24 protein-coding genes are annotated in these 24766 nt (G+C 35.7%); 21 read left to right on the top strand and 3 right to left on the bottom strand.

Going from position 1 to position 24766, the window contains the following annotated elements:
* Positions 1–11 precede the first annotated feature (11 nt).
* From JNUCC74_RS16145 to JNUCC74_RS16100, 10 genes are all read left to right on the top strand, one after another.
* Positions 12–377, top strand: a complete 366-nt coding sequence (locus JNUCC74_RS16145) for a DUF2620 domain-containing protein (protein WP_077318438.1) — start codon at positions 12–14, stop codon at positions 375–377.
* 18 nt (positions 378–395) lie between these two features.
* Positions 396–1688 carry a YhfT family protein gene (locus JNUCC74_RS16140; protein WP_077318437.1) on the top strand — a complete coding sequence of 431 codons (1293 nt, stop codon included), beginning with the start codon at positions 396–398 and terminating at the stop codon, positions 1686–1688.
* Positions 1689–1770: 82 nt separating this feature from the next.
* Entirely contained in the window at positions 1771–2646 is an 876-nt protein-coding gene (locus tag JNUCC74_RS16135) for a phosphotriesterase family protein (RefSeq protein ID WP_077318436.1), read from the top strand.
* A 6-nt stretch (positions 2647–2652) separates the two neighbouring features.
* Positions 2653–3756: an aminotransferase class V-fold PLP-dependent enzyme gene (locus JNUCC74_RS16130; protein WP_077318435.1), complete on the top strand. Its 1104-nt coding sequence runs from the start codon at positions 2653–2655 to the stop codon at positions 3754–3756.
* Positions 3757–3776: 20 nt separating this feature from the next.
* A complete protein-coding gene (locus JNUCC74_RS16125; RefSeq protein ID WP_077318434.1) occupies positions 3777–4988 on the top strand; it encodes a phosphopentomutase in 1212 nt (403 codons plus the stop codon).
* 15 nt (positions 4989–5003) lie between these two features.
* Positions 5004–6155, top strand: coding sequence for a YhfX family PLP-dependent enzyme (locus JNUCC74_RS16120; protein WP_077318433.1), 1152 nt, complete (start codon positions 5004–5006; stop codon positions 6153–6155).
* A 689-nt stretch (positions 6156–6844) separates the two neighbouring features.
* The gene (locus tag JNUCC74_RS16115) at positions 6845–7063 is read left to right on the top strand and encodes a DUF1659 domain-containing protein (protein ID WP_077318432.1); all 219 of its coding nucleotides are present in this window, start codon (positions 6845–6847) and stop codon (positions 7061–7063) included.
* A 37-nt stretch (positions 7064–7100) separates the two neighbouring features.
* Positions 7101–7316: a DUF2922 domain-containing protein gene (locus JNUCC74_RS16110; protein ID WP_077318431.1), complete on the top strand. Its 216-nt coding sequence runs from the start codon at positions 7101–7103 to the stop codon at positions 7314–7316.
* An 865-nt stretch (positions 7317–8181) separates the two neighbouring features.
* On the top strand, positions 8182–8799 hold the full coding sequence (locus tag JNUCC74_RS16105; RefSeq protein WP_077318430.1) for an NUDIX hydrolase: 618 nt from the start codon (positions 8182–8184) through the stop codon (positions 8797–8799).
* Positions 8800–9686: 887 nt separating this feature from the next.
* The gene (locus JNUCC74_RS16100; RefSeq protein WP_077318429.1) at positions 9687–10625 is read left to right on the top strand and encodes a DMT family transporter; all 939 of its coding nucleotides are present in this window, start codon (positions 9687–9689) and stop codon (positions 10623–10625) included.
* Between the two features lie 151 nt (positions 10626–10776).
* On the opposite strand, the gene JNUCC74_RS16095 is transcribed toward JNUCC74_RS16100, so the two are convergent.
* The gene (locus JNUCC74_RS16095; RefSeq protein ID WP_077318428.1) at positions 10777–11145 is read right to left on the bottom strand and encodes a hypothetical protein; all 369 of its coding nucleotides are present in this window, start codon (positions 11143–11145) and stop codon (positions 10777–10779) included.
* A gap of 407 nt (positions 11146–11552) precedes the next feature.
* Here JNUCC74_RS16095 and JNUCC74_RS16090 point away from each other — a divergent pair, with 407 nt between their 5' ends.
* Both JNUCC74_RS16090 and JNUCC74_RS16085 read left to right on the top strand, forming a co-directional pair.
* Positions 11553–12170 carry a class I SAM-dependent methyltransferase gene (locus JNUCC74_RS16090; protein WP_077318427.1) on the top strand — a complete coding sequence of 206 codons (618 nt, stop codon included), beginning with the start codon at positions 11553–11555 and terminating at the stop codon, positions 12168–12170.
* 457 nt (positions 12171–12627) lie between these two features.
* On the top strand, positions 12628–13002 hold the full coding sequence (locus tag JNUCC74_RS16085) for a cytochrome C oxidase subunit II (RefSeq protein WP_454066111.1): 375 nt from the start codon (positions 12628–12630) through the stop codon (positions 13000–13002).
* Positions 13003–13275: 273 nt separating this feature from the next.
* Here the strand turns inward: JNUCC74_RS16085 and JNUCC74_RS16080 are convergent, their stop codons facing one another.
* The gene (locus JNUCC74_RS16080) at positions 13276–13977 is read right to left on the bottom strand and encodes a helix-turn-helix domain-containing protein (RefSeq protein ID WP_077318424.1); all 702 of its coding nucleotides are present in this window, start codon (positions 13975–13977) and stop codon (positions 13276–13278) included.
* Between the two features lie 128 nt (positions 13978–14105).
* Between JNUCC74_RS16080 and JNUCC74_RS16075 the strand changes: the two genes are divergently transcribed.
* From JNUCC74_RS16075 to JNUCC74_RS16035, 9 genes are all read left to right on the top strand, one after another.
* Positions 14106–14822 carry a GntR family transcriptional regulator gene (locus tag JNUCC74_RS16075; RefSeq protein WP_245799707.1) on the top strand — a complete coding sequence of 239 codons (717 nt, stop codon included), beginning with the start codon at positions 14106–14108 and terminating at the stop codon, positions 14820–14822.
* A 92-nt stretch (positions 14823–14914) separates the two neighbouring features.
* The gene (locus JNUCC74_RS16070) at positions 14915–16093 is read left to right on the top strand and encodes an SIS domain-containing protein (RefSeq protein ID WP_077318423.1); all 1179 of its coding nucleotides are present in this window, start codon (positions 14915–14917) and stop codon (positions 16091–16093) included.
* 355 nt (positions 16094–16448) lie between these two features.
* Complete coding sequence (gene agaV, locus JNUCC74_RS16065) at positions 16449–16928, top strand: PTS N-acetylgalactosamine transporter subunit IIB (RefSeq protein ID WP_077318422.1); 480 nt, start codon at positions 16449–16451, stop codon at positions 16926–16928.
* Positions 16929–16949: 21 nt separating this feature from the next.
* The gene (gene agaW / locus JNUCC74_RS16060; RefSeq protein ID WP_077318421.1) at positions 16950–17714 is read left to right on the top strand and encodes a PTS N-acetylgalactosamine transporter subunit IIC; all 765 of its coding nucleotides are present in this window, start codon (positions 16950–16952) and stop codon (positions 17712–17714) included.
* Positions 17704–18525: a PTS system mannose/fructose/sorbose family transporter subunit IID gene (locus JNUCC74_RS16055; RefSeq protein ID WP_077318420.1), complete on the top strand. Its 822-nt coding sequence runs from the start codon at positions 17704–17706 to the stop codon at positions 18523–18525. Before agaW ends, JNUCC74_RS16055 begins: the two co-directional genes overlap by 11 nt.
* A 47-nt stretch (positions 18526–18572) precedes the next feature.
* Positions 18573–18998 (top strand): PTS sugar transporter subunit IIA, encoded by a 426-nt coding sequence (locus JNUCC74_RS16050; RefSeq protein WP_077318419.1) that lies wholly within the window; start codon positions 18573–18575, stop codon positions 18996–18998.
* Between the two features lie 50 nt (positions 18999–19048).
* Entirely contained in the window at positions 19049–20206 is a 1158-nt protein-coding gene (gene nagA, locus JNUCC74_RS16045; RefSeq protein WP_077318418.1) for an N-acetylglucosamine-6-phosphate deacetylase, read from the top strand.
* Between the two features lie 13 nt (positions 20207–20219).
* Positions 20220–21077, top strand: a complete 858-nt coding sequence (gene fba, locus JNUCC74_RS16040) for a class II fructose-1,6-bisphosphate aldolase (protein WP_077318417.1) — start codon at positions 20220–20222, stop codon at positions 21075–21077.
* 130 nt (positions 21078–21207) lie between these two features.
* The gene (locus JNUCC74_RS16035) at positions 21208–22137 is read left to right on the top strand and encodes a hexose kinase (RefSeq protein ID WP_077318416.1); all 930 of its coding nucleotides are present in this window, start codon (positions 21208–21210) and stop codon (positions 22135–22137) included.
* Between the two features lie 674 nt (positions 22138–22811).
* Here the strand turns inward: JNUCC74_RS16035 and JNUCC74_RS16030 are convergent.
* Complete coding sequence (locus JNUCC74_RS16030; RefSeq protein WP_454066110.1) at positions 22812–23735, bottom strand: AEC family transporter; 924 nt, start codon at positions 23733–23735, stop codon at positions 22812–22814.
* Positions 23736–24766: the final 1031 nt, after the last annotated feature.

The raw sequence follows: 24766 nt of genomic DNA, 5'->3' as shown, positions 1-24766 counted from the left end.
AGGTTTTTAAGATGTTAAAGATTGTTATTGGTGGACAGCTGAATAAGCAGGCAATTGAAAAACAGGTTAAAGAATTGGGGGGAAGCAATCTTGAAGTGACGGTAAAAACCGATCTAAATGCTGTTATGGATTTAAAGAATAATAAGGCGGATTACTATATCGGCGCCTGTGAAACTGGTTCAGGTGGAGCGTTAGCCATGGCAATTGCATTATTAGGTAAAGACAGATGTGTTTCGTTAGCTTCACCAACTTCCATAATGAAGGAAGAAGATATTTGTAAACAAGTAAATGAAGGTAAAATTGCATTTGGTTTTACTGCTCCATCTACAACAAATGTTTTAAATATATTAATCCCTGCACTATTAAATAAGGAATAGAAAGAAGAGGTAGAGAATATGGACTTTAATCTGATTCAAATTATTGTCATAGCTGCTCTAGGTGCATTAGGTTCTATACTTGTGAATCGTGGTGTTGCAGTATTTAACGATGGTCTTCGTCCCATTATGCCTGAGTATTTAGAAGGAAGAATTACAAGGGGGGAACTTGCAGCAACTAGTTTTGCATTAAGCTTTGGTTTAATCATCGGTTTTGGTATCCCACTTTCTATAGGGGCTACAATTATTATCGGGCACAGCATTTTACTAGCATGTGACATAATTGGTATTTGGACTCCTTACAATAAAATAGGAATGGCCCTTGCGGGTATTATTGGTGCTGTCTATAGTATTGGCATCGTTTTAGGACTACAATTCGTAGTTGATATATTTAATCAGTTGCCTGTTAACTTCTTGGATTCCTTAAGTCTTATTGGCAATCCGATTATTATTGCGTTTACAGTATTTCCGGCGGTTGCAGTTGGGTATCAACACGGTTTAAAGAAAGCTGCTGTGACTGCCCTTATAACATTGGCTTCTTACTTGCTTTTAGCAAAATACGGAACATTTACTTTAGCAGGCTATGACGTTTCTCTAAGTCCTGAAGGCATTTCTCTATTAGTAGGTATGCTAATGATGGTTTACTTAGCATCACGAATTAAAGACGATGAAGAAACAACAAATGCAGATTTAGTAAATATTTTTGAAGAACGTGTCAATCGGATTCGGAAAAATCGATGGTTATTAGCTTTAATGGGAGGTCTTGTTGCTTTGGCCTCGGCAATGTTGATTCTAGCAGTTGATGCAATGCCTCAAGCGTTAATTAATGATGGAAAGATAACAGAGGCAGCTATTACTACGTTTGCTAGAGCAATAGGTTTTATACCTCTAGTATTTTCTACTGCTATTGTTACCGGGGTTTATGGATTAGCAGGAACTACACTTATTTTTGCGGTTGGTCTTATTTTTAGAGATATTCCGATTTTGGCATTTGTATTGGGAGCGCTTGTAATGTATGTAGAGGTAATTTCTCTATCAGCAGTTTCAAAGGGAATGGATAAACTACCTGGTATTCGTGAAATGGGAGAGCATATTCGTACGTCTCTTACAGATGTTCTTGGGATCGCTATTTTAATTGGTAGTGCGATGGCAGGTGAAAAAATTGCTCCTGGGATCGGGTTTTTCTGGGTGATTGGTTTCTATTTAATCAATCGTATCTCCAAAAAGCCACTTGTTGAGTTAGCTGTTGGTCCGATAGCAGTAATTCTATTAGGTATTTTAGTAAATATTCTACATTTAGTTGGCTTGTGGTAAATCTATATTCGTCAATCAATCTCTCCAATTAAATAAAACTAGTTGGAGAGATATTACTCCAAGAAGAAAGAAGGTAATTTTTTTGTTAGAAAGCGGTATTACTTATATGCATGAGCATACGACGATTGATTTGTCAGAAGTAAAAAATAATGAAGATTGTCATTTAGATGTATTTCCGGAAACGGTTAGAGAGTTTAAAAAGCTATACCAAAAGGGAGTTAGAAATATTATTGATGTGACTAATTTTGGAATGGGAAGGAATATCCCATATGTACAAAAAGTTTCCAAAGCAAGTGGAATAAATATCATATTTTCTACTGGGTTCTATCAAGAGGCATTCTATCCCATTTTAGTATTTCGAGAAACAAGGGAACAACTTGCGAAAAGAATGATGAAGGAGATCGATGAAGGAATTAAGGGGACGAAGATGAAAGCAGAAATAATTGGAGAAATAGGTACTAGTTATAACAAATGGACAGAAGCAGAAAAAAGAGTGTTTGAAGCAGCTGTAATTGCTCATAAAGAAACAAAAAAACCAATAACAACTCATACTTCAATTGGAACACTGGGTCATGAACAGGTTGAATTCTTTAAGAAACATCACGTCGATTTAAGTCGCGTCATTATAGGGCATGTTGATTTAACTGGTGATGCAGATTATGTCTTAAACATGTTAAGAGAAGGTGTCAATGTAGAGTTTGATACAGTTGGAAAGGAAAATTATATGCCTGATAGTGTTCGTGCAAAGATGTTAAAAAAAATACAGGATGAAGGATATATAGAACAAGTGTTTTTATCCATGGATATTACAAGAAAATCCCATTTAGAATATAAAGGTGGTTTAGGCTATTCCTATTTATTAGATACTTTTGTGCCTCTTTTACAAAAGTATGGCATTACGGAGGAAAGTATTGAGAGAATGCTCGTTAAAAATCCAGCTATATTTATGAGGGGGTAAGCTGAAATGCAAACTTTTCCTTTAGAGAATATTTCAATTGATGAAGCCCAGCAAAGACAATTTACATTAATAGATGTAGTTACTAGACATTTTCGTGGAGATGAATTGCTTACATTAGGCGATTTAGGGGTTACAAAAGGTATCAATAAACCAACTTTTACAAAAAAAGTAGAAGAAACATTAGCAGATTTTTTTAATGCAGAGCGAGCAGTATTAGTACGTGGAGCAGGTACTGGTGCATTGAGAATGGGATTTTTCTCTTTTTTAAAGGCTGGTGATCGACTGCTTGTTCATGATGCGCCAATCTATCCAACAAGTAAAACTACCTTAGAAATGATGGGGATTGAACTTGTATACGTTGATTTCCATGACTCCAAGGAACTAAATCGTATTATTTTACAAACTCCAAATTTAAAGGGTGTTTTAATTCAGCACACGAGACAGATAATAGATGATCATTATGATTTGTCTGAAGTTATCCAAATCATCCAATCGCTAAGTCCAAATCTAACCATTATTACGGATGATAACTACGCTGCCATGAAGGTGAAACAAATTGGAGTACAGGCTGGAGCTGATTTATCAACATTTTCATTATTTAAATTAATGGGACCAGAAGGGGTTGGATTAGTTCTAGGGAAAAAGGAATTAATTAATAAAATTGAACAGGTAAATTATTCTGGAGGCAGTCAAGTACAAGGGTATGAAGCGCTTGAGGCTTTAAGAGGTCTTGTCTATGCTCCTGTTATGTTAGCTATACAGGCAAAAGTTAATGAACAATTACTGCTATTCCTTAATAGTGGAGCTGTAAAAGGAGTGAAAAATGCTTACTTGGTAAACGCACAATCAAAAGTGATTTTGGTTGAGTTTTCTAAACCAATTGCAAAAAAAGTTCTTTTATATGCGAATGAGTTTGGAGCCACTCCTAATCCAGTAGGTGCAGAGTCAAGATATGAATTTGCACCGATGTTTTATCGTGTGTCAGGAACTTTTTTAGCGGCTAATCCATCGCTTGAAAATAGCATGATACGAATTAATCCTCTGCGCAGCGGTTCCGAAACAATCATTAGAATATTGAAGAGTTCAATTGAGCGAGCCTTAGAAAGATAAAAGGAAAGAAGGATATCATCATGGAAAGAAGAGTCATCATCATCATATTAGATAGTTTGGGTGTAGGATATATGGAGGATGCAAAATATTATCATCCTCAAGATGTAGGTGCAAATACGTTTAAACATATAATCGACAAAGTGCCTTCTATAAAAATACCCACCTTTCAAAGACTAGGTATAAATAAGATTTTACATCACCCAAATCTAAACAATGTGTCTAATATAGCAAGCTTCGGTGTTTTAAGACTGATGCACCATGGGGCGGATAGTTTCGAGGGGCATAACGAAATTATGGGAACTAAACCAAAGAAAGCCTATTTAGCTCCATTTATTAAAAACATGAACCACGTAAAAGCTGCACTCGAACAAGCAGGCTACACGGTAACTATACCAAATCCTGATTTGCCTTATTTGTTGGTTAATCATCTTGTAATTGTAGCGGATAATATTGAAACCGATTATGGACAAATATATAATGTAAGTGCCCCTTTAGACTATATCACGTTTGAGGAAGTGCTAAAAGTTGGTAAATGTGTACGTGATCATGTAAGAGTAAATCGAGTGATCGCTTTAGGAGGTGAAAATGTTACTGCTGAAGAATTACAAAACTCAGTAGAAAGAAGGAAAGATGGTTTAGTAGGAGTGAATTCTCCTAAATCTAAGGTATATAACCAGGGGTATCAAGTCCGACACTTAGGGTTTGGTATTTCACCAGAATATCAGTTGCCAACATTAGCAACAACATCGGGTCTCGAAGTATCTCTCGTCGGAAAGATGCAAGATGTCATTTATTGTGAAAAAGCAAAGAAGTTTCCTGGTGTGGATACCGAACAAGTAATGAAAGATATTCTACATGAAATGAACAGTTTAAATCATGGCGTTATTGCTGCAACAGTTCAGGAAACCGACTTAGCAGGGCATGCACAAAACCCAGAACGATATGCTGATCGTATTGAAATAGTGGATCGATATTTATCAGATATACTACAGAATATGAGAGAAGAGGACCTATTAATGTTAAGTGCTGATCATGGCAATGATCCTACCATTGGTCATAGTCAGCATACGAGGGAGAAAACTTACTTGTTGGTTTATAATAAGCAATTCTCACCAGTTCGTATTGGTGAAAGAACAACATTATCTGATATTGCTGCAACTGCAGCAAATTATCTGGGATTAAACAAAACAGAAAATGGAACATCTTTTCTTCCGTTATTACAAGACATGTAGAGAGGGGATACAATTATGTTTTTAGAAGCTGTAAAAAAATACAACAGAAAATTAATAGATGTCTCATTAGAACTTCATCAACAAGGAAGTATCTCCCCAAATACGTATGTACTTGATTTAGATATGATACGAAAAAATGCAGTAGCTTTAATTAAAGAAGCCAAAAAACAGGATATTGAACTACTCTTAATGACAAAACAAATTGGTCGTAATCCTGTAGTGACAGAAGCGATTGTTGAAGCTGGAATTAAAAAAGCAGTTGCTGTTGATCCTTGGGAAGCAATTACACTAAGCAAAACGTCAGTTAAATTAGGACATGTTGGTCATTTAGTACAAATACCAAAACAAATAATATCACAAATATTAGACCTTTCCCCTGAATTTGTTACAGTTTTCAGCTATGAAAATGCCAAAAATATTAGTGATATAGCATCGCAAAAAGGAATAAAACAAAAAATATTTTTGCGTATAGCTAATAAAGGCGATTTTGTTTTTAATGGGCAGGAAGGCGGATTTACGTTAGCTCAATTAGCCGAAGACTTCAAAAGGATAGAACATTTAGAAGGGATTGAACTAGCAGGATTAACAAGTTTTCCTTGTATAATAATTGAAAATGATGTTCCTATGGTTACTGCAAATGTTACGTCAATGCAAAAAGCCAAGGAATTCTTAATGGCTAATGGACATACCAATCTGGAAATGAATATGCCCAGTGGTACATCTGTTGCAACAATGGATATATTGAAAAAAAACGGGGCAACACAAGGGGAGCCAGGACATGCACTAACGGGAACAACACCACTTCATGCCTCAAAAGAATTAGCTGAGAAACCAGCAATAGTTTATGTGACCGAAGTTTCTCATATTTATAACAATCATGGATACGTATTTGGAGGAGGATTTTACCCCCGCTCACATATGAAAAACGCGCTCGTAGGGACAAGCAAAGATAACTTAAGAGAAGTTAGGATTATTGAAAATGATCCGACCAATATTGATTATTATGGGAAGTTGGCTACGGATAATGTAGAAGTTGGAGATACTGCCCTTTATGCATTTCGTACCCAAATTTTTGTTACAAATGCTCAAATTGCTGTTGTAGAAGGAATCTCTTCCAAGCCTAAGCTAATAGGTATTTATGATTCTATGGGCCGACTAATCCGTTGAGATGTTTAATTTACTAATATATTCTCTTATTTTCCTATATGGATATCTTTATTTACTAATGGGCTTATATTAAGTTAAACATTTTTAGGTACGGGCACACATTTAGCAATGTACAAACTGGGAGAACTTTTAACGAAATAAAGTGAAAACTTCATTCATGGAGCGCTTTCTTCCTTGAAAACCGCGATGTTTATTTAAGAAGCTTCTACTTCCTAGAAAAAGAAAATCACTTTTTCGTCGTGCAATGTGTCGCTGTCGTAGTCTTTTCTTGTCCTGCCGACCGTAACGAATCGGGATTTAGAAGCCGTTTTTCTCATCGCAGCATCATAAGCAGATTTTTGACATAAGAAAAATAAGGCTTCTTACATCCAGGATAAAGAAAAACATGCCTCTAAAACAGGGAGGGCCGACGCCTGAGCGACTAGCCCGCTTTCAGTCGCACTTTCTTTAGATTCGACGAGATTGACTACTTATCGTAGGAAGAAGATCGAAGTTTGCTAGTCACTGAGCACCTGATTTAGATGAACAAAAAATCCACAGTGCATAAATGGATAAAATGCAAAAAGACAAAGCAACAATTTGTTTTGCTTTTTTCACTTTGATAATACGTATTTTAAATTATAATAGGAGTTCTTTTTGCCACCTTTTTGATGCTACATTCGAATGTTAGGTCAGAAGGAGGTGATCAAATGGCTTTGGCAACAATTACAGATTCATCATTACGTTTGGAGTTTAATAGCGGATTGGATGAAGGATCAGGGAAGCCGCTAGTAAAAGCCAAGAGCTTTAACAATATTAAAATCGATGCTACCCCTGATCAGCTTTACGCTGTTGCACAAGTGCTTGCAGGATTGCAACAACATTCATTAAAGAAAATTGAACGTAAAGACACTTCGAGTATTGTTTAATAATACGTTTAGAAACATATGGAGAAGGAGGGATAATGTGAAAAGGCTAGAATTAAAGTTTACGAATGAGGAAGGAAAAGTAGTTACTTATTCGATTGACAATCCAATAGAACCAGCTAATCCATCGAAAATTAATGCCGCAATGGATGAAATTCTGAAACAAAATGTATTTACCACAGGTGGCGGAGATCTTACAGCCAAGAAAAGTGCAATGATTGTAGAAAGGGTTGTTGAAGAAATTGAAATGAATTAACCCGTAGCGACCAGTTAACATTTCAGGTTAACTGGTCGCTTTTTTATAAGCTATAGACAAAAAAGTAGACGGATGGGGAACTTTTATCCAGCATGTAACTTACAGTAAAGATCCCACTTCCATGCTACGAAATGAACCCTGGGAGAGTATAGTCGAGGAATCAAACTTGCAAGCCAAATGCTCGATTCTGTTCGTTCTAACAGTCAGTGGGGGACAGAGAAAAATTCCACTATTGAAGATTCACTTAATAATGGAGATCGGGTTTTTATTGCGGTAACCTTTATTTGCTTAATCACATTAAAGGAAAGTTAAATATTTTAATTATATCTATCTCTGGTTGCCAAGTAAAATGAAGAATTAATCCTAATAGCAGTTATAGACTATCTAGTATAAAAGGTGCCGTAACACCACCTTAAATCGGTTAAAAGTTAAAGTGATGGATATTACGGCACCTCATGCTCAATTGATTTAGTGGAAGAAAAGAGCTTCACTAACTGGAGGTTTACTTCATCATTGTCCTTCTTTAAATAAAGATAAGTAATAAATTAATATTCCATTTCCTTTAACTTAAGTCACTTGGGCGATATTTGTCAAAAGTCTTATTCATTTCCCGGGAAATATCGACAGCTTGCTTAATAATTTTCTCCTGCATGTAACTGGTAGTTAAGATCTCCACTTCAACACTACGAGATGAACACTAGGAGGATAAGTGGAGGATAAAAGAAAAAACACGGATTGAAGATTCACTTTATTAAACAGTTCTATATATAATAGGCATAAATGGATTTAATATGTGAATATTGTTCAATTGGAGATGACAACGATATAATAGATTGTGGCTGGTTATGTCGTCGGAGGTGATAAGGTGAATGCGACTAAGGTAATAGCAAAATTAAGGGATCGTAAGCCAACTATTTTAGGACGTGAACACTTTCGAGAATTTGGTATATTTATTCCTATGGTAGAAATTAAAAATGAAACGCACTTGTTATTCGAAGTACGCTCATTAAAAATGCGCAATCAGCCTGGCGATATTTGTTTTCCGGGCGGGAGAGTAGAAAAAGATGACGAAAGTGAACTGCATTGTGCGTTACGGGAAACATCAGAGGAAATAGGTGTAGATATTACGAATATAAGTGATGTTGTTCCACTAGATTATATTGTATCTGATTTTGGAAGAATCATATTTCCATTTGTTGGAGTGCTTCATCATCCAGAAAAAATTGTACCAAATCGTGCAGAAGTAGATGAGGTATTCACAGTCCCTTTACAATTTTTCCTAGAAACAAAGCCTGAAGCATATAAGGTGAATTTTAAAGTCATTCCTGAAGTTAATTTTCCATATGAACATATTCAAGGTGGGAAAAAATATGAATGGAGTGTGCGAGCAGCAGATGAATTATTTTATTACTATAAAGGAAAGGTGATTTGGGGACTAACTGCAAGGATAATTGCTCATTTTGTCGAGCTAATAAAACAGTGACGAGTAATTTGAACTACGCTTCTATTAATTAATAAGAGCCGAGTGTTTTATAGCATATGCTTAAACGAATTTTTGCAATTATAGATAAAGAATTTTGTTTCGTTAGCCCGATACTGGAAGACTTCAGTTTATGTGCTGGAAATAATTGTATAACAGTGCACTATTAATTTGTCATCAGTGGGGCATAGAAAATCCCACTGAATGATTTCTCTATCCATAACAGATAAGCAAGAATGGCAGATTAATTTTCCGATTAACCTACCATAAAGAAATACAAGTATTGCAATAACGATAACTTTGTAAATCCTCTCCATTAACTTTTTTATACTATAGGAAAATATAAAACTTTAGGCTCTATAGTATAGGAAAAAGGATAGCTTTCACCATAAAGACGTGGCGACAAGCCAAGTTTTTGTAATAGTAACCGATCTTTACATATGGAAACTGAAACGCGCCTCCTCTAGCTTACATAAGGCGTCTATTGTTCAGCCAATATGAAAGCGTTCTTTAGGTGCATGTACAGACCTTACTCTTTCTTATCCACGAGCATGAAAAAGTAATACATTAACTAAGTGAGAGTATTGCAAGATATTTAACTCATTGTAACATGTACGGAAAAATGAGCATGCTATCCTTTTTAAATTCTGTTTATAGTTGGCTTCTTCGTTAATATTTCTGCTCAAAGAGACTTTGTGTCAAGTTGCAACATTCTCAATTTACAATTGCATTTCTCTTGTAAAATACATCTCTGTCTGAATTCTAGTATATGATTATTTTACTAAGACATGATAGAATACTCCTTAGTGTATAAGTATGTTCTTAGAAACAAAAAAGCGTTCGTTTAAACTAGCAATTAGTGAAGAACACAGCATGGGAGATGACATGAAGTGAATCAGGTTTTAAAAAATAAATGGGTTGTCGTAGGCATAGCTGTTTTCTGCTCCATTTTATGGGGCAGTGCATTTCCTGTGTTAAAAGTGAGCTATGAGGAATTGCAAATGGCTGCAGATGATACAATTGCTAAAATTGTGTTAGCAGGAATGAGATTTTTGCTAGCTGGAATCATGATCCTAGTCGGTTTACTAATAGTAAATCGAAAGTACTTAATGGTAACAAAACGACAACTGTTTTTTCTTACCATATTTGGGTTCATCCAAACAGGATTACAATATTTCTTTTTTTATAATGGATTGGCCAATGTTTCCGGTATGCAAGGAGCAATTTTAATATCTAGTGGAACGTTTTTTACCGTTGTACTAGCGCATTTTTTCTATACAAATGACCGCTTGAATTGGAACAAAGCAATTGGCTTAGTAGCAGGATTTACCGGAATTATTGTGGCTAATTGGGGACAGGAACTACAGCTCAGCTTCCAGTTAACCGGTGAGGGGTACATGATTTTATCAGGACTAACAGGGGCTATCGGTACCATTATGGCAAAGGAACTAGCAGTTGGTATCCACCCATTTGCTCTCACTGGATGGCAATTAACTATTGGATCCGGAATAATGTTAATCGTAGGGGTGCCTCAGCTGAGTGATCATGCAATGACTTTTACGACTTTGGGTTGGTGGTTATTTATTTATTCAGCAGTATTATCGGCAGCTGCTTTTGCTTTGTGGTACTCTATTTTAAAATATAACAAAGCTGGGGAAATTAGCATGTATAAATTTTTAACACCTGTTTCTGGCGCAGTGTTATCAGCAGTCTTTATTCCTGAGGAAAAACTAACGATCTTTATTATTAGTGCACTCGTTTTGGTAGCAATGGGTATTATCTCTGTGAATTACAAAAAGAAAGTGCAAGGGAAAGAAATGCAAACTTAGTGAGCAGAGATTGTAGATTGTCTTGAAGGATACATGAAATAAAATTGAAAGAAAATATTTATAAAAGACGGAATAGTGTGTTGTGAAAATTATAATAGAGCTTACTGGAAAAGAACGATATTCTGGTAAGCTCTTTTGTTGAAAAAAGCTTTTAGAGCGGTTGTTGTCTGTGAAGAGTACGTAAAGAAAGGTTAAAATGCGGAATAAATGATTTTTGTTTGGTGAAGACTTTTTTATTTGCCCAAACGTCATCACGGAGGACTGAAAAATTCAAGTTTACATTGTTCAGCTCTTTTTTTATATGATCGAATTCTTTAGCATTGTCCATACGCATTCCATCAATTTCTGCTTTTAGATGTTCCTGTCCGGAACGAAGGGCAACTAGAATAGATTGTTGTTCCTCGAATCTTTTTCCGTGCTCATCCAGTTTTAAGTTGTCTTCATCTAATTTTCTGCCTTGCTCATCCAATTTATCGTTGATTTGTTCAAGTGTCGTTAATATTTTTTCTTTCTGTTTCATATAATTCACCTCCTAATATAACAAGAGTATATCATAAATAATACATCAAATACTTCATGTAAAAAGAAACAAGCTCTTTCATAAGATCCACATAATTTCCACATAAATTCTTCATCTGTTATGTGTATGATTTACCAGTAAGGGAATAGTATCTAAAAATTGATTTTTATTCTAGGGCTGTTTAGCTTCGCCTTGCTATGACGCTCATAAATATTCAAAACAATCAAGATTCATTAATAGTATGAGCAGTGGAAGGAACGATAAAAAGGACCTAGACTCTATGCGTCCTTTGTTTCAGGGAGAAGAATATGTACAATTACATACATGGACACCAACAAAACAAGTCGCATCCATTGTAACGAACTTTTTTGAACAGACTCTAATAGCAATTTGAAAGGAAGTTCAAGATGAATAAACAAACAGAAACGATTAAAAAAAGATACAATCGTATATCAGGTGTTTTTGATTTAATGGAGCATATCATGAAAGAAGAGTGGCGAAAGGAATTGATTCAACAAGCAGATGGAAGTGTACTAGAAGTTGGTGTAGGTACAGGAACTAATTTAAAGTACTATTCTAAAGAAGTTCAAGTGACGGGGATAGATTTTAGCCCGAACATGCTTAAAAGAGCAAGGGAAAAAGCAAATCGACTTCCTGTAGATATTCAATTACTCGAAATGGATATTCAAAACTTGGAATTTCCCGATAATACATTTGATACGGTTATTTCTACATGTGTCTTCTGCTCTGTTCCAGATCCTGTTCAAGGACTTAAAGAGATTCGACGTGTTACGAAATCAAACGGAAAGATTATCATGCTTGAGCATATGCGAAGCGAAAACCAAATCATCGGAAAGTTTATGGATATTCTTAATCCAATTGGTCTGTATTTTATTGGTGCTAATATTAATCGGAGAACAATAGACAATATCCATTCTTCCAATATGAAAATAGTAAAACAAGAATTTTTTCTATCATCTATCTTAAGAAAGCTAGTCCTCTCACCGAATAAAAACGAACTTTAGTCCTTGGCTTTTTTACCCTTGGATGATGAGGTCAACCCCCTTAATATATTATTGCCTCTGCAAGTGGAGATTTCTATGAGCGGAACTCTTTCGTAACCTCTACTAATAGAAGGACAATAGCTCAGTTAGCAGCAGCTTACAAACGGGAACCTTCTGATGAGATAAATAATATAAGAAAGTTAGCTACTTTCGAATATAGCGATAGTTGGTAACTTGATTCAATTATTAGAGGATTAGTTTTTTTATGTATCTCATGTTTGGCAATTGGACCAACATGAACTATTCATGGTATCGAACGAAACAGGCTCTAATTTGTAGCACTTAGATATATGTAGAAAAATAACAGTATATAGAATATTTTTCTCTATGTTCAAAAATTTGTCCTGTAACCTTGATAAAAAATGGACAGTTATGGATTATGATTCAATTTGAAAAATAATTGAAAGGGGATTTGGCTTTGAAAAAAGTTTTACTATCAGCTGTTTTATTGTTTCTTTTCTTTCTTGCTGCTTGTGGTGATGAAGATGATTCTGAGCAAGCTAACGGAACGGATGCTACGGAGAGTAATGCAACGAACCAAATCGATATGACTGCTACAAACTTTACATTTGATAAGCCTGAGTATGTTGTGAATGCTGGTGAAGAAATTACAATATCGCTAACTAATGAAGAAGGACAGCATGGGATTGGGATTAATGAGTTTGATGTTAACATTCAAGGAAATGGAAAAGTAACTTTTACACCTAATGAACCAGGAGAATATACAATTTATTGTAATGTACCGTGTGGAGAAGGTCATGCCGATATGAAATCAACATTAACTGTTCAATAAAAAAACGGGCTGGGATAAAACGAAAACATGGATTAAAAAACGAACAAAAAATTGTCCTAGTACTATAGTAAAGTATAAAATTTTATGGTTTATAGTATAAGAAAAACTATGGCGTTCGCTAAAGACTTGGCGACAAGCCAAGTTTTTCTAAACGCAAACAAACCGAACAATAATAAATGAATTGTTCGGTTTTGCTATTTCGTATTTGCTTATGTCCCAGCTTCGGTTCATTTCATGTCTAATCAAAAATTTTCTGATGTTAAAGGTAAGATACTAAAGGGCGGTATCGATTCGATGTTTTCGGTATTGACCTGGAGTAACACCTACTGATTTTTTAAACTTTCTAGTAAAATTAGCCACATCATAATAGCCAATCTGGGCAACGATATCTTTGATAGGAATGGAAGTATCTAATAGAAGTCGTTTGCATTCTTTCATTCTCATTTCCCAGATAATTTGTGTAAAGGTATATCCTGTTTGTTCTTTAATAAAGCGACTAGCATAGGGAACAGATAAGTTAAAATAATCCGCTAGTTTTTCCAAGCTTAGCTCAGGATTAGTAAATTCCTTTTGCAAGTACTTCATCAACTTATGACAGAGATGATTATTTTTATTGCGCTTCTTTTGATTCATTTCCTTGCAAATATAAACAGCAATTTTATCAAGAGTATTATACAATTCATCTATCGTTTGAAACTTGAAAAGCTGTTTAATATAAGCAACATCATATAGTAAATTTTGTTCTGCAATGACTTTTAAGATAGAATTAATAAGATCATATGCCATAGCTTTGGTCATATAGATAGAAGTTTGAATAGAAGTAGTATGGTTTAAAATTTCTTTTAATGTTTCATTAGCAACAACGTAATCTCCTTGTTTTAAACTTTGCGAAAGTTTAACTTGTAATTGTAATGGAAACCAAGAGGCGGGAGTCATATTTAAAATTCGATAAAAAGTAAGTCTAGGACGAAACATGATTGTCCGTTATCGTTTTAATAAATTTTTCAAAATGAAGTAATGTAACCCCTTTACATATGAAGCTAAATGTTCTATACTAAAGACAACTGGTTATAACCACTTAGTAAGAGAGGTAGGAGGAAGGCTTGGATAAAAATAGTAAGGTGCCCTTATATTTACAATTAATGGAAGAAATCATTCAAAAAATAGAAAATAAAACATATACAGAGCATCAAAAGTTGCCATCTGAACGTGAACTTTGCAGTATGTATAATCTTAGTCGAATAACTGTTAGACAGGCGCTTCAAGAGTTAGAAAGAGAAGGTTATATTTATAAATTACATGGTAAAGGTACCTTTGTTGCAGCGGCAACATTTGAGCAAAATTTAGTCAAATTATATAGTTTTACAGAGGAAATGAAAAAATTGGGGAAAACTCCAATGACACAAGTAATATCGTTTGAAGAAATTGCGGTTGAAAAGCGGTTGGCAGAAAAGATGAATTTACAACCACTTGATGAAGTATTTCAAGTTGTACGGTTACGATTAGCAGATAACGAACCGCTCATGTATGAAACATCGTATTTACCAAAGAGAATATTTCCTAAGCTGACTAAATTACAGCTAATGGAAAAACCGATGTACGATGTCTTTTATCAAGATTATCAAATTACTGTAACAAGAGCTGTTGAGAAGTTTTCAGCAACTCATTTACGTGACGCAGAAGCCGATTATTTAAACGCAACCGTACAGCAGCCGGCAATGCTTATTAAACGATTTGCATTTCACCAAGACCAATTAATTGAATATACGGTAAGCGTAGCCAGAGGAGATAAATTTGATTATACAGTTGAATTAACGTAAAACAGCTCTATTGGGCAAACAAAAAGCAATAGAGCTTTTCCACAGACTAACTGGTTATGTCAACATGACCACATGATAAAAGGAGGAATAACATGTTTCACTTAACAGAGAAAGAATTACAAAAAAATTTGGCTGGGCACACGGCACAGGAGATTTATCAACAACCTGAAATTTGGCAGGATACTATCAACATCGTAGTAGAAAACCAAACAAAAATTGAACGTTTTTTAACAGCTATTTATGATCAGCATGAACAAGTACGAGTCGTAATGACGGGAGCAGGAACATCGGCTTTTGCTGGAGATATACTCGTTCCTGAACTGCAAAAGCAGCATCAAGGTAAGATACAATTTGAAGCAATTGCAACAACAGATATCGTATCTAATCCTACCCATTATCTATTTAAAGAGATACCAACTATTTTAGTATCCTTCGCAAGATCAGGTAATAGTCCAGAAAGTGTGGCAGCAGTAAAACTAGCAAAGGACATCATTGATGATTTTTATCAAGTAAATATTACCTGTAATCCGAATGGTCAACTAGCTGAAAATACGGAGCATGATGAAAACAGTTTAACGATACTTACACCAGAAAAGGCGCATGATCAAGCTTTTGCAATGACTAGTAGCTTTACGAGTATGATTTTAGCATGTTATATGATTTTTTCTAAACACTCTATTTCCCATAATACAATAGAAGGAATAATAGCGAATGGTAAGCGGCTTGTTAAGCAAGTAGTAGAAGTTGTTGAAGAAGTAATCGCTCATGATATGGAACGAATTGTCTATTTAGGCTCAGGATCGCTTGGCCAATTAGCTCATGAAGCAGCGTTGAAAATGCTTGAACTCACGGCAGGAAAGGTAGTAGCAGTTCATGAGTCATCACTTGGTTTCCGACATGGTCCTAAGTCAATTTTAAATGATCAGTCTGTAGTAGTCCTATTTTTGTCTCAAGATGCGTATACAAGAAAATACGATCTGGATATGTTAAGAGAGCTATCTGGTGAGACGACTGCAATCAAGACGATAGCGCTAACAGAAAGGCAAGATGAAGAAGTAAGTAAATTAGCAGACTGGGCCATTTCTGTAAATCCTGAAGGAAAAACGTTAGGGAATGATTTTTACTTAGCCATACTTTACATCCTATTTGCTCAAGTCCTTGCATTGAAAAAGTCGATTCAGTTAGGAATTACACCTGATAATCCAAGTCCAGACGGATCGGTTAATCGGGTCGTAAAAGGTGTAACGATTTACGACTATGAAGAGAAATAGTAGCTGTTTTAATGTATGTTCAAAAAGAAATTGAAAAGGAATAGGTCGGCTAAATCTTAGGCCCCCTTGTTGCAAAGCTATCACGAGTACGTCACGTGTGTTGAAGCACGAGACGATGTCATTTCAAGGAGTAGCATGATGCATGAAGTACATGTGCATTTGGGAAGGCTTCATTGAAAACACCATCCCAAGCGCGAAAAAATAGCTTTCTTTTTAATGGAACAAAGGATCAAGCCAATGATGAAATTGGATGTGTTATTTTTGCCGACCTTTTAATCCATCTCTTTTAAGGTCTTTAATTGAAGCTGTATTGGTAGCGCTTATATAAATTTGAATTATAGAAAGGATGAATAAAATGACAACACCAAATATTTTATTAACAAGGATTGATAATCGATTAATTCATGGACAAGTAGGGGTAACATGGGTAAATCATTTAGGAGCGAATTTAGTATTAGTTGCCAATGATAAGGCAGCAAAAGATAAAGTACAACAAAGTTTAATGGACATGGTCCTTCCAGATGTTATTCAAGCGAGATACTTTTCGTTACAAAAAACCATTGACGTCATTCATAAAGCATCACCAAGGCAAAAAATATTCCTCGTCGTAAAAGATGTACATGATGCCCTTACATTAAAGGAAGGAGGAGTGCCGATAGATCATATTAACATAGGAAATATGCATTATGAAGAAGGAAAAAAACAGATCTCTGCAACGGTTTCTGTAGATGAAAAGGATATAGAAGCATTTAAACGGCTTGATGAATTAGGTGTAACTCTGGATGTAAGAGGAGTTCCTAATGAAAAAGGTCAAAATATAATGGATCTAATTTGATTTGTGGAAGGAGGAAATTAAATGTTACTAGAAGCCATTTTAATAGCTATCTGGGCAGGAATTATTGGCATTGATTTATATGTTGGATTAACGCATGCGCATCGTCCTGTTGTTACTGGGCTTGTTGTTGGTTTAATTTTAGGTGATGTTACTACCGGATTAATAGTTGGAGGTACGTTGGAATTAATTTGGATGGGAATGGTTCCGTTAGCAGGAGCTCAACCCCCAAATGTGGTTATTGGTGGTGTGATTGGTACGGCATTTGGCGTTATAGCTGGTCAAGATCCTAAGGTTGCGGTTGGGGTAGCCATACCTTTTGCGGTAGCTGTTCAAGGTTTAATTACTCTATTTTTCACTATTTTTGCACCAGTAATGCACAAAGCTGATCAATATGCATTAGATGCAAATGCTAGAGGTATTGAAAGAATAAATTATTTAGGTATAGCCATTCTGTTTACGTTTAATGCTCTCATTGCATTTCTTCCTATTTATTTTGGAGCAGAGAAAGCAGCAGCCTTTGTAGAAACAGTTCCGCAATGGATTATTGATGGATTGTCGATTGCTGGTGGCATTATGCCTGCTATAGGCTTTGCAATGTTATTACGGATCATGATGAAGGTCGAATATATTATGTTTTTCATTGTTGGATTTATTTTAGCAGCATATTTAGAATTACCAATCTTAGCCATAGCTTTAATTGGTCTAGCCATAGCACTATATGATTATTACCAAAATAAACACAAGCAATCCCCAGCCCTAGAGGAGGAGATAACCGATGGTATCTAATAGTTATCAATATGAAGATATTACTCCTGCACAAGACTTACAGCCAAAACAAATTAGAAAATTAGCTTGGAGATCATTGTTGTTACAAGCATCCTTTAATTATGAACGTATGCAAGCAGCTGGTTGGTTGTATGCTATACTCCCTGGTTTAAGGGCAGTTCATAAGAATAAAAAAGATTTGAGCAAGGCAATGAAGGATCATATGGAGTTCTTTAATACGCATCCTTTCTTAGTTACCTTTATCATGGGAGTTATTTTAGCCATGGAGCAAAAAAAGGAAGATAGAGAAGCCATTCGTGGAATAAAAGTAGCTACAATGGGCCCATTAGGCGGTATAGGCGATGCATTATTTTACTTGACCTTACTACCAATTACTGCAAGTATAGGTGCTTCGTTGGCAGTAAATGGTAATATGTTTGGGCCGTTTGTATTTTTGATCCTATTCAATATTATTCATTTTGGTGTACGATTTGGTCTCATGAGTTACGGTTATAAAACAGGCGTTAGAGCTATTAGTAAGTTGAAAGAAGGTACCAAACACGTTTCACGCGCCGCTTCGATCGTAGGCTTAACAGTAGTTGGTGGATTAATTGCAACCTATGTTGCTTTCAAAATTGATTATACATGGGTACAGGGAGAAGCAAAATTAAATGTGCAAACTGATATTTTAGATCAAATCATGCCAGCTTTGTTGCCTTTGGCGTATACGCTTTTAGTTTATTGGTTATTAAAAAAAGGACGTTCACCATTAGTATTGATAGGACTTACAGTAGTTGTCGGACTGGTTGGTTCGTATTTTGGAATCATGTAAATAAAAAAGCAAGAAAACAAAAGTTTAATTTTAAAGGGGAATTCAGAATGATTGGAATAGTAATAACAGGACATGGATCATTTCCAAAGGGAATATTAGAGTCACTCCATTTAATTGCAGGAGATGTAGAAAATTTAGTGATGGTTCCCTTTGAAGATGATCCAGTCGAATTAGAAACATCTTTACAGCAAGCTATTGAACAAGTGGATTCAGATAGTGGAGTGGTTTGCTTTGCTGATCTAGCTGGGGGTACACCTTTCAATGTAAGCTCTCGGATCGCAGCGTATAAGGACGATCTTCGGGTAATTGGCGGGACAAATCTACCAATGATACTAAGTTGTTTGTTTAAGAGAAATCAACCTTTAGATGATTTTGTAAAAACTGCTTTAAATGAAGGGAAAGAAAACATAAAAGCTTTTGAAATTAAAAAGAGTGAACGTGTAGATGAAAATCTAACGATGGATGGTATTTAACAAATTTTAAAATTTAATTTCAATTCTTAATAAATAAAGGAAGTATATGAATGAATTATTATATCAAAGCAGATCAGTTTATGTTAGAAGATCGAATGCTAGAAGCAGGTTATCTCGCAATTACAGACGGTCGATTTGGAGAATGGAGTCCATCATTGCCGGAAGAGGCGGAAGTTGTCGACTGGAGTGGATATACAATTGCTCCCGGATTGTTCGATACACATATTCACGGAATAAACGGCTATGACGTGATGGACGGGACGAAGGAAGCAGTCCATCAAATTTCTAAAGCGTTATTGCCCTTAGGAGTTACCAGGTTTTTACCAACCACCTTAACTTCTTCAACTGAGGCACTGGAACAAGCCATATCTGTTATTGTAGAAGCAACAAACGAGGGTCTGTTAGGTGCTTTATCGGAAGGGATTTACCTTGAGGGCCCTTTTTTTACCGAGCGTTATAAAGGAGCGCAAAATCCAAAGTACTTTCGTGATCCAGATATCGATTTGTTCCAACAATGGCAACAGCTTAGCAATCATACAATTGTAAAAATAGCCCTTGCACCAGAGCGAAAAGGTGCCATTGATTTTATGAAGGAATTGAGTAATTACAATATTTTAGTAAGTATTGGTCATAGTGATGCAAGCTATGACTGTTCCAAACAAGCAGTTCAGGCAGGTGCAAGAAATTTTGTTCATTTGTTTAACGGCATGTCTGGATTGCATCATCGGAACCCGGGTGTTGCTGGTACAGCTTTGATGACAAACGATACATTTGCTGAATTGATTTGCGACGGTCACCATGTTCATCCTGATGTAGCCAATTTTGCTTGGCAGGTGAAAGGCGAGAAGATTGTACTGATTACAGATTGTATGCGTGCAGGTTTAATGCCAGATGGACATTATTATTTAGGTGAATTTCCTGTAGTAATGCAGGATGGAATTGCTAGGACAGAAACAGGTTCACTAGCAGGAAGTACCTTGAAACTGATTGATGGAGTTATACATCTACAAAGCTGGTCACATCGCCCTTTACATGAAGTTTGGCATTTAGCAAGTTTAAGTCCTGCTAAAAGCATCGGACGTGACCACGAGCTTGGCAGCATCCATCCAGGAAAATATGCGGATTATGTAGTAGTTGATAATGAACTGAAGATACATGCTGTAGCAGTAAATGGCGAAGTGAAATTTCAAAGGAAAGCAACTGAATAGAGGAGGAATAAAGATGGGTCATGTACAAAACACAAAAGACATGTTAATAAAAGCTAGAAAAGAAGGGTATGCGGTACCTGCATTTAATATTCATAACTTGGAAACCATTCAAACCGTTGTTGAAACAGCTAGTGATATGGAATCACCAGTGATTTTAGCTGCAACTCCAGGAACAATGAATTATGCAGGTCGGGCATATATTCAAGCAATGATTGAAGTTGCTGCTAAACAGCATGATATTCCAATCGCATTACATCTTGATCATCATGAGACGTATGAATCGATTGTCGAATCGTTAGAACTAGGTACCAAATCAGTAATGATTGATGGTTCACATTATCCATTTGAGGAAAATATTGCGCTTACTAAGAAAGTAGTAGAGAAAGCTCATTCTTATGGTGCGACAGTAGAAGCAGAACTGGGTAAATTAGTCGGTCAAGAAGATGATTTGATTGTAGAAGCAAAAGATGCCGCCTATACAGATCCGGATACAGTAGTAGAATTTGTCGAACGCACCGGAGTGGACTCATTAGCAGTAGCAATTGGTACAGGACACGGCTTATACGAAACCGAGCCTAATCTTGATTTTGACCGGTTAGAAAAAATTAAAAACTTAACATCTCTTCCAATTGTTTTACATGGGGCTTCAGGTATTTCTAAAGAAGATATTCAAAAATGCATTTCGTTAGGCTGTGCAAAAGTAAATATTTCTACGGAATTAAAAATCCCATTTTCACAAGGACTGCGTGAACACTTAGTTGCACACCCAAACGAGACAGATCCACGAAAATATATGGCACCAGCAAAGGCTAAAATGCGAGAAGCAGTAATCGATAAAATAAACATTTGTATGAGTAATGGGAAAGCATAATAGGGGTTGAAACTATTATTTAAATACATGGTACATGAATGTGCTTATAAAAAAAGATTCCATGGTTTAAAGAAGGAAATCGACTAAAAATGACATGCGATAAGCTGAAAGAGGATAAGGAGGTAAGACATTGATTTTAACGATAACGTTGAACCCTTCTGTTGATATTCAATATCGGCTTCCAGATTACCAAGAAAATGCCGTAAATCGGGTTTCAGATGTTAGTAAAACAGCTGGTGGCAAAGGGTTAAATGTAGCAAGAGTTTTGAAGCAACTTGGAGAAGATGTGGCTGCCTCGGGTTTTCTTGGTGGCAGCTTAGGAAATTTTATTGGCTCAGAGTTAATGCGATTGGGAATTCAAAACTCTTTTGTGCCAATAAGTGGTGAAACACGTAATTGTATTGCTATTATTCACAATGGAAAACAAACGGAAATACTAGAAAGCGGACCAGAGATTAGCCAAGAAGAAGCAAACAAATTTCTTGCTGCGTTTCGTAATTATGCTAAACAGGCAAAAGTAATTACAATTTCTGGGAGCTTACCGAAAGGGCTTATGAACGATTATTATGCTAAAATGCTGCAAATTGCTGCCGAAGAAGAAACACCTGTCCTGTTGGATACAAAAGGGGACACGCTAAGACAAACCTTACAAAATAACCAAAAACCATATTTAATTAAGCCAAATCAAGAGGAGATAGCAGATCTGCTTGGGGAACGCAATCTCTCTATAGATTCTATAAGACAAGCACTTAAGTCCTCTATTTTTAAGGGGATCACGTGGGTTGTCGTTACGTTAGGAGAAGCAGGAGCATTAGTAAGATACAAAGATAACGTATACCGTGTTCTTTCTCCAGAAGTTCAGGTAATTAATCCGGTTGGTTCAGGGGATTCTGTTATAGCAGGATTTGCAAGTGGAATATCACGCGAGTTAGATGGAACGGATTTGATTAAATTTGGTTTAACCATGGGTGTTTTAAATGTAATGGAACAGCAAACGGGCTATATTAACCCGGCTAATATTGACTGGTGTGTCCATGAAATAAAGATTACGGATTACTAATCATCGCCATCTTTTAATCAACACAATACAAACAATCCGAGTATTTAGGTTTACTCGGATTGTTTTTCGTAAAATAAAATACTGGCCGATATACCTATTATAAATAAAATAATGACAAATACGGCTATCTTCATGACAAAAATGAATGTTGAACATTACCAAGACTTTTAAAACTTACTTGGATACACTTTGAAACGGACTTGTTTTTTTACAATGCATCCTATAATAGGAGCTCATGTTTTTAAGGAAATAAGTTAGATCAAAGCGAAAGTTTTTACATAATTAAACAAGAAAAGGATAAGGTTTTTTGACTTTGATGGGACATTGTCGGATTCTAAACGGTGTAGATATATCAAGAAAAATAATACCTAAAATCAAAAAAAGGAGGTATTCTTATGCTTTCTGATGTGATGTGGACAGGGTTTAACAGGTATATTGGTGATTACTTTTTCTGTCGCCGTTAGAAAGAGAAAGCGGGCTGGGATTAGTGGGTTAAAAAGTACAATTCCTTCTATTGCACTATTCTTAATAGTGTTAATCCATATCATCGCTTATTGGTTTCAATTTTTTGGCTTCTTTAGTTTGACAATAACTGTCGGTCTAATAATAGTGGCTGCTTATTTTACAACATACATTCCTAGCAAAAAAGCAAAAGAACCTCTTGAAATTCCTCCTTAAAATAAAATTCGCGAAACATAAATAACAGCTGTTACCGTAATCGTACTAAATAAGGTAGAAAATAAGACGATTTGAGCTGCAAATTCTGGATGATTATTGTATTCTTGTGCGATGACGGAGCTGTTAACAGCTGTTGGCATAGCTGCAGCAATAAACAATGCCTGTGCAATTATTCCATTGATTTGCAATAAGTAAATAATACCCAAAGCAATTACTGGACCAAGGATTAAACGAATAACTAAGCTTACATATACAGTGGAAAGACTTTTACTCAATTGTAGCTGTGCAACTTGTGCGCCTAATGTAAGCAAGGCCATAGCGACCATGGCATCGGCAATATAGTTAGCTGGAACCCAAATAAAAGAGGGAATCGCCACATTAAAAATATTTAATAGAATACCTGCTAACATAGCATATAAGACTGGCATTTTAAAATAGCTTAGTATCGCTCTAAGCTTGCCGATTTTAATCACTTGCAGAGAGAAAATTCCATACGAGAACAGCAAAATATTTTGCATTGTCAGTATCATTACTTGAACGGACATGGCCAATGGATCACTTTTAAATACGAGATCATTTACGGGAACGCCGTAATTTCCCGAGTTGAAAAATATCGTGCTGTTGGAAAAAGTCGTTGCTTTTCCTTTATCAAATCCAATCATTCTTGCAACAATGGATGATACGATATAAAGCACGATAATTAAAAGGAAAAAGAAAACAACTATGTTAAGGAGCAATCGACCGGAAAATTGTGTATCATATAATTTAACAAAAATAAAACCAGGAACAAGAAAGAAAATATTAAGTCTGGCAAGTGTTTGTAGCTCAAGCTGAAATTTTTTCTGTAAAAAGAAACCGATCCCCATGATAATAAATACAGGTAAAATAATATCTTTTAAAATGATTAAAAATGCTTGCAATCCTCTTCCCCTTTCTGTCCTAATAACGTAAATAAATAACCTTTTTGTCGATTGTAGTGATTACCTGTTAATGGATATCTCTCTGAGTATATGTACTCCCCATCCTCTGAAGGAGGCGTCTTACCGCCGCGTTAGATGTGTGAAATAAGCAAACGCTTACTATTTTAGTATAGCATGAATGATTTTCTTCCTTGTCTAATCTTATTTTCCACCATCGTAAAGATTTGCGAATTTAAAAAAATAAAAAGCTCATTTCGTGCCCTTCCCTATTTAAGGATTAAAAAATTTCTTTACAAATCTTCTGTCAATATTTAATATATTTAACAAATACAATTAAACAGGGGATGAATAGGTGCACCAATTTCCTATTTCACAACTGTTAGAACGTTTACCGCAGTAATTTTTTGCCTAAATTTGCGTAAAAAGTGCAATGGGTTATAGGATAAAGGGTATGATCAACTTGGATCAAGTAAATTCAGATTTACCAACACTCTGGCACTTTGGCTAGGAATTAAAGAAGGCTCTAGCTAGTCCATCACATCATAAATATTCGCTATTTCTGGGCAGGCTGTCTTGAAAGCAGTAGTTTCTCGCGAGGTATGGAGTAAATGACCCGGAAACAGATGTGGCGATTTTTGGAACAAAAACAAGATGGATAGAGATTAGCCCAATGATATTGTTTTGTTACCTGATTCCGGATATCAGAATTATATGTCAGAAATTAGAGAAAATCAATTTTTCCCAGATTTTACAAGAAGCTATTTGTTCATCCGGAAAGCTTATGCTCTTTAATTATTCGAATAAACTGATCTATAGTGTTGCAACACCCCTTTTTTCCAGCCGGTAGCTTTTGCAAAAAATAACACATATATGTTGTGCATGATTTTGCCTAAGGTGCAATTGGCTTTCGTGGTAAAAAACCGTTAAGCTTTTTGTATAGTCTTAAAACAATCGTTGTATTAAATGCAGTATTTCAGTTCCCGTTTATGACGGGGCGGTGCTAAAGATATTGGGGTAGAATTATATATACA

The sequence above is a fragment of the Cerasibacillus sp. JNUCC 74 genome, assembly GCF_053667775.1.
The sequence above is the reverse complement of the archived record's forward strand: the minus strand, read 5'-3'. Positions and strand labels throughout refer to the sequence as shown.

What these genes read in the sequence shown, in the direction of transcription:
- JNUCC74_RS16050 (WP_077318419.1), top strand. Translation starts at nt 18,573, where the DNA reads ATGATTGGAATAGTAATAACAGGACATGGATCATTTCCAAAGGGAATA.
- JNUCC74_RS16055 (WP_077318420.1), top strand. Translation starts at nt 17,704, where the DNA reads ATGGTATCTAATAGTTATCAATATGAAGATATTACTCCTGCACAAGAC.
- JNUCC74_RS16145 (WP_077318438.1), top strand. Translation starts at nt 12, where the DNA reads ATGTTAAAGATTGTTATTGGTGGACAGCTGAATAAGCAGGCAATTGAA.
- JNUCC74_RS16125 (WP_077318434.1), top strand. Translation starts at nt 3,777, where the DNA reads ATGGAAAGAAGAGTCATCATCATCATATTAGATAGTTTGGGTGTAGGA.
- JNUCC74_RS16080 (WP_077318424.1), bottom strand. Translation starts at nt 13,977, where the DNA reads ATGTTTCGTCCTAGACTTACTTTTTATCGAATTTTAAATATGACTCCC.
- agaV (WP_077318422.1), top strand. Translation starts at nt 16,449, where the DNA reads ATGACAACACCAAATATTTTATTAACAAGGATTGATAATCGATTAATT.
- nagA (WP_077318418.1), top strand. Translation starts at nt 19,049, where the DNA reads ATGAATTATTATATCAAAGCAGATCAGTTTATGTTAGAAGATCGAATG.
- JNUCC74_RS16130 (WP_077318435.1), top strand. Translation starts at nt 2,653, where the DNA reads ATGCAAACTTTTCCTTTAGAGAATATTTCAATTGATGAAGCCCAGCAA.
- agaW (WP_077318421.1), top strand. Translation starts at nt 16,950, where the DNA reads ATGTTACTAGAAGCCATTTTAATAGCTATCTGGGCAGGAATTATTGGC.
- JNUCC74_RS16070 (WP_077318423.1), top strand. Translation starts at nt 14,915, where the DNA reads ATGTTTCACTTAACAGAGAAAGAATTACAAAAAAATTTGGCTGGGCAC.
- JNUCC74_RS16115 (WP_077318432.1), top strand. Translation starts at nt 6,845, where the DNA reads ATGGCTTTGGCAACAATTACAGATTCATCATTACGTTTGGAGTTTAAT.
- JNUCC74_RS16140 (WP_077318437.1), top strand. Translation starts at nt 396, where the DNA reads ATGGACTTTAATCTGATTCAAATTATTGTCATAGCTGCTCTAGGTGCA.
- fba (WP_077318417.1), top strand. Translation starts at nt 20,220, where the DNA reads ATGGGTCATGTACAAAACACAAAAGACATGTTAATAAAAGCTAGAAAA.
- JNUCC74_RS16120 (WP_077318433.1), top strand. Translation starts at nt 5,004, where the DNA reads ATGTTTTTAGAAGCTGTAAAAAAATACAACAGAAAATTAATAGATGTC.
- JNUCC74_RS16095 (WP_077318428.1), bottom strand. Translation starts at nt 11,145, where the DNA reads ATGAAACAGAAAGAAAAAATATTAACGACACTTGAACAAATCAACGAT.
- JNUCC74_RS16090 (WP_077318427.1), top strand. Translation starts at nt 11,553, where the DNA reads ATGAATAAACAAACAGAAACGATTAAAAAAAGATACAATCGTATATCA.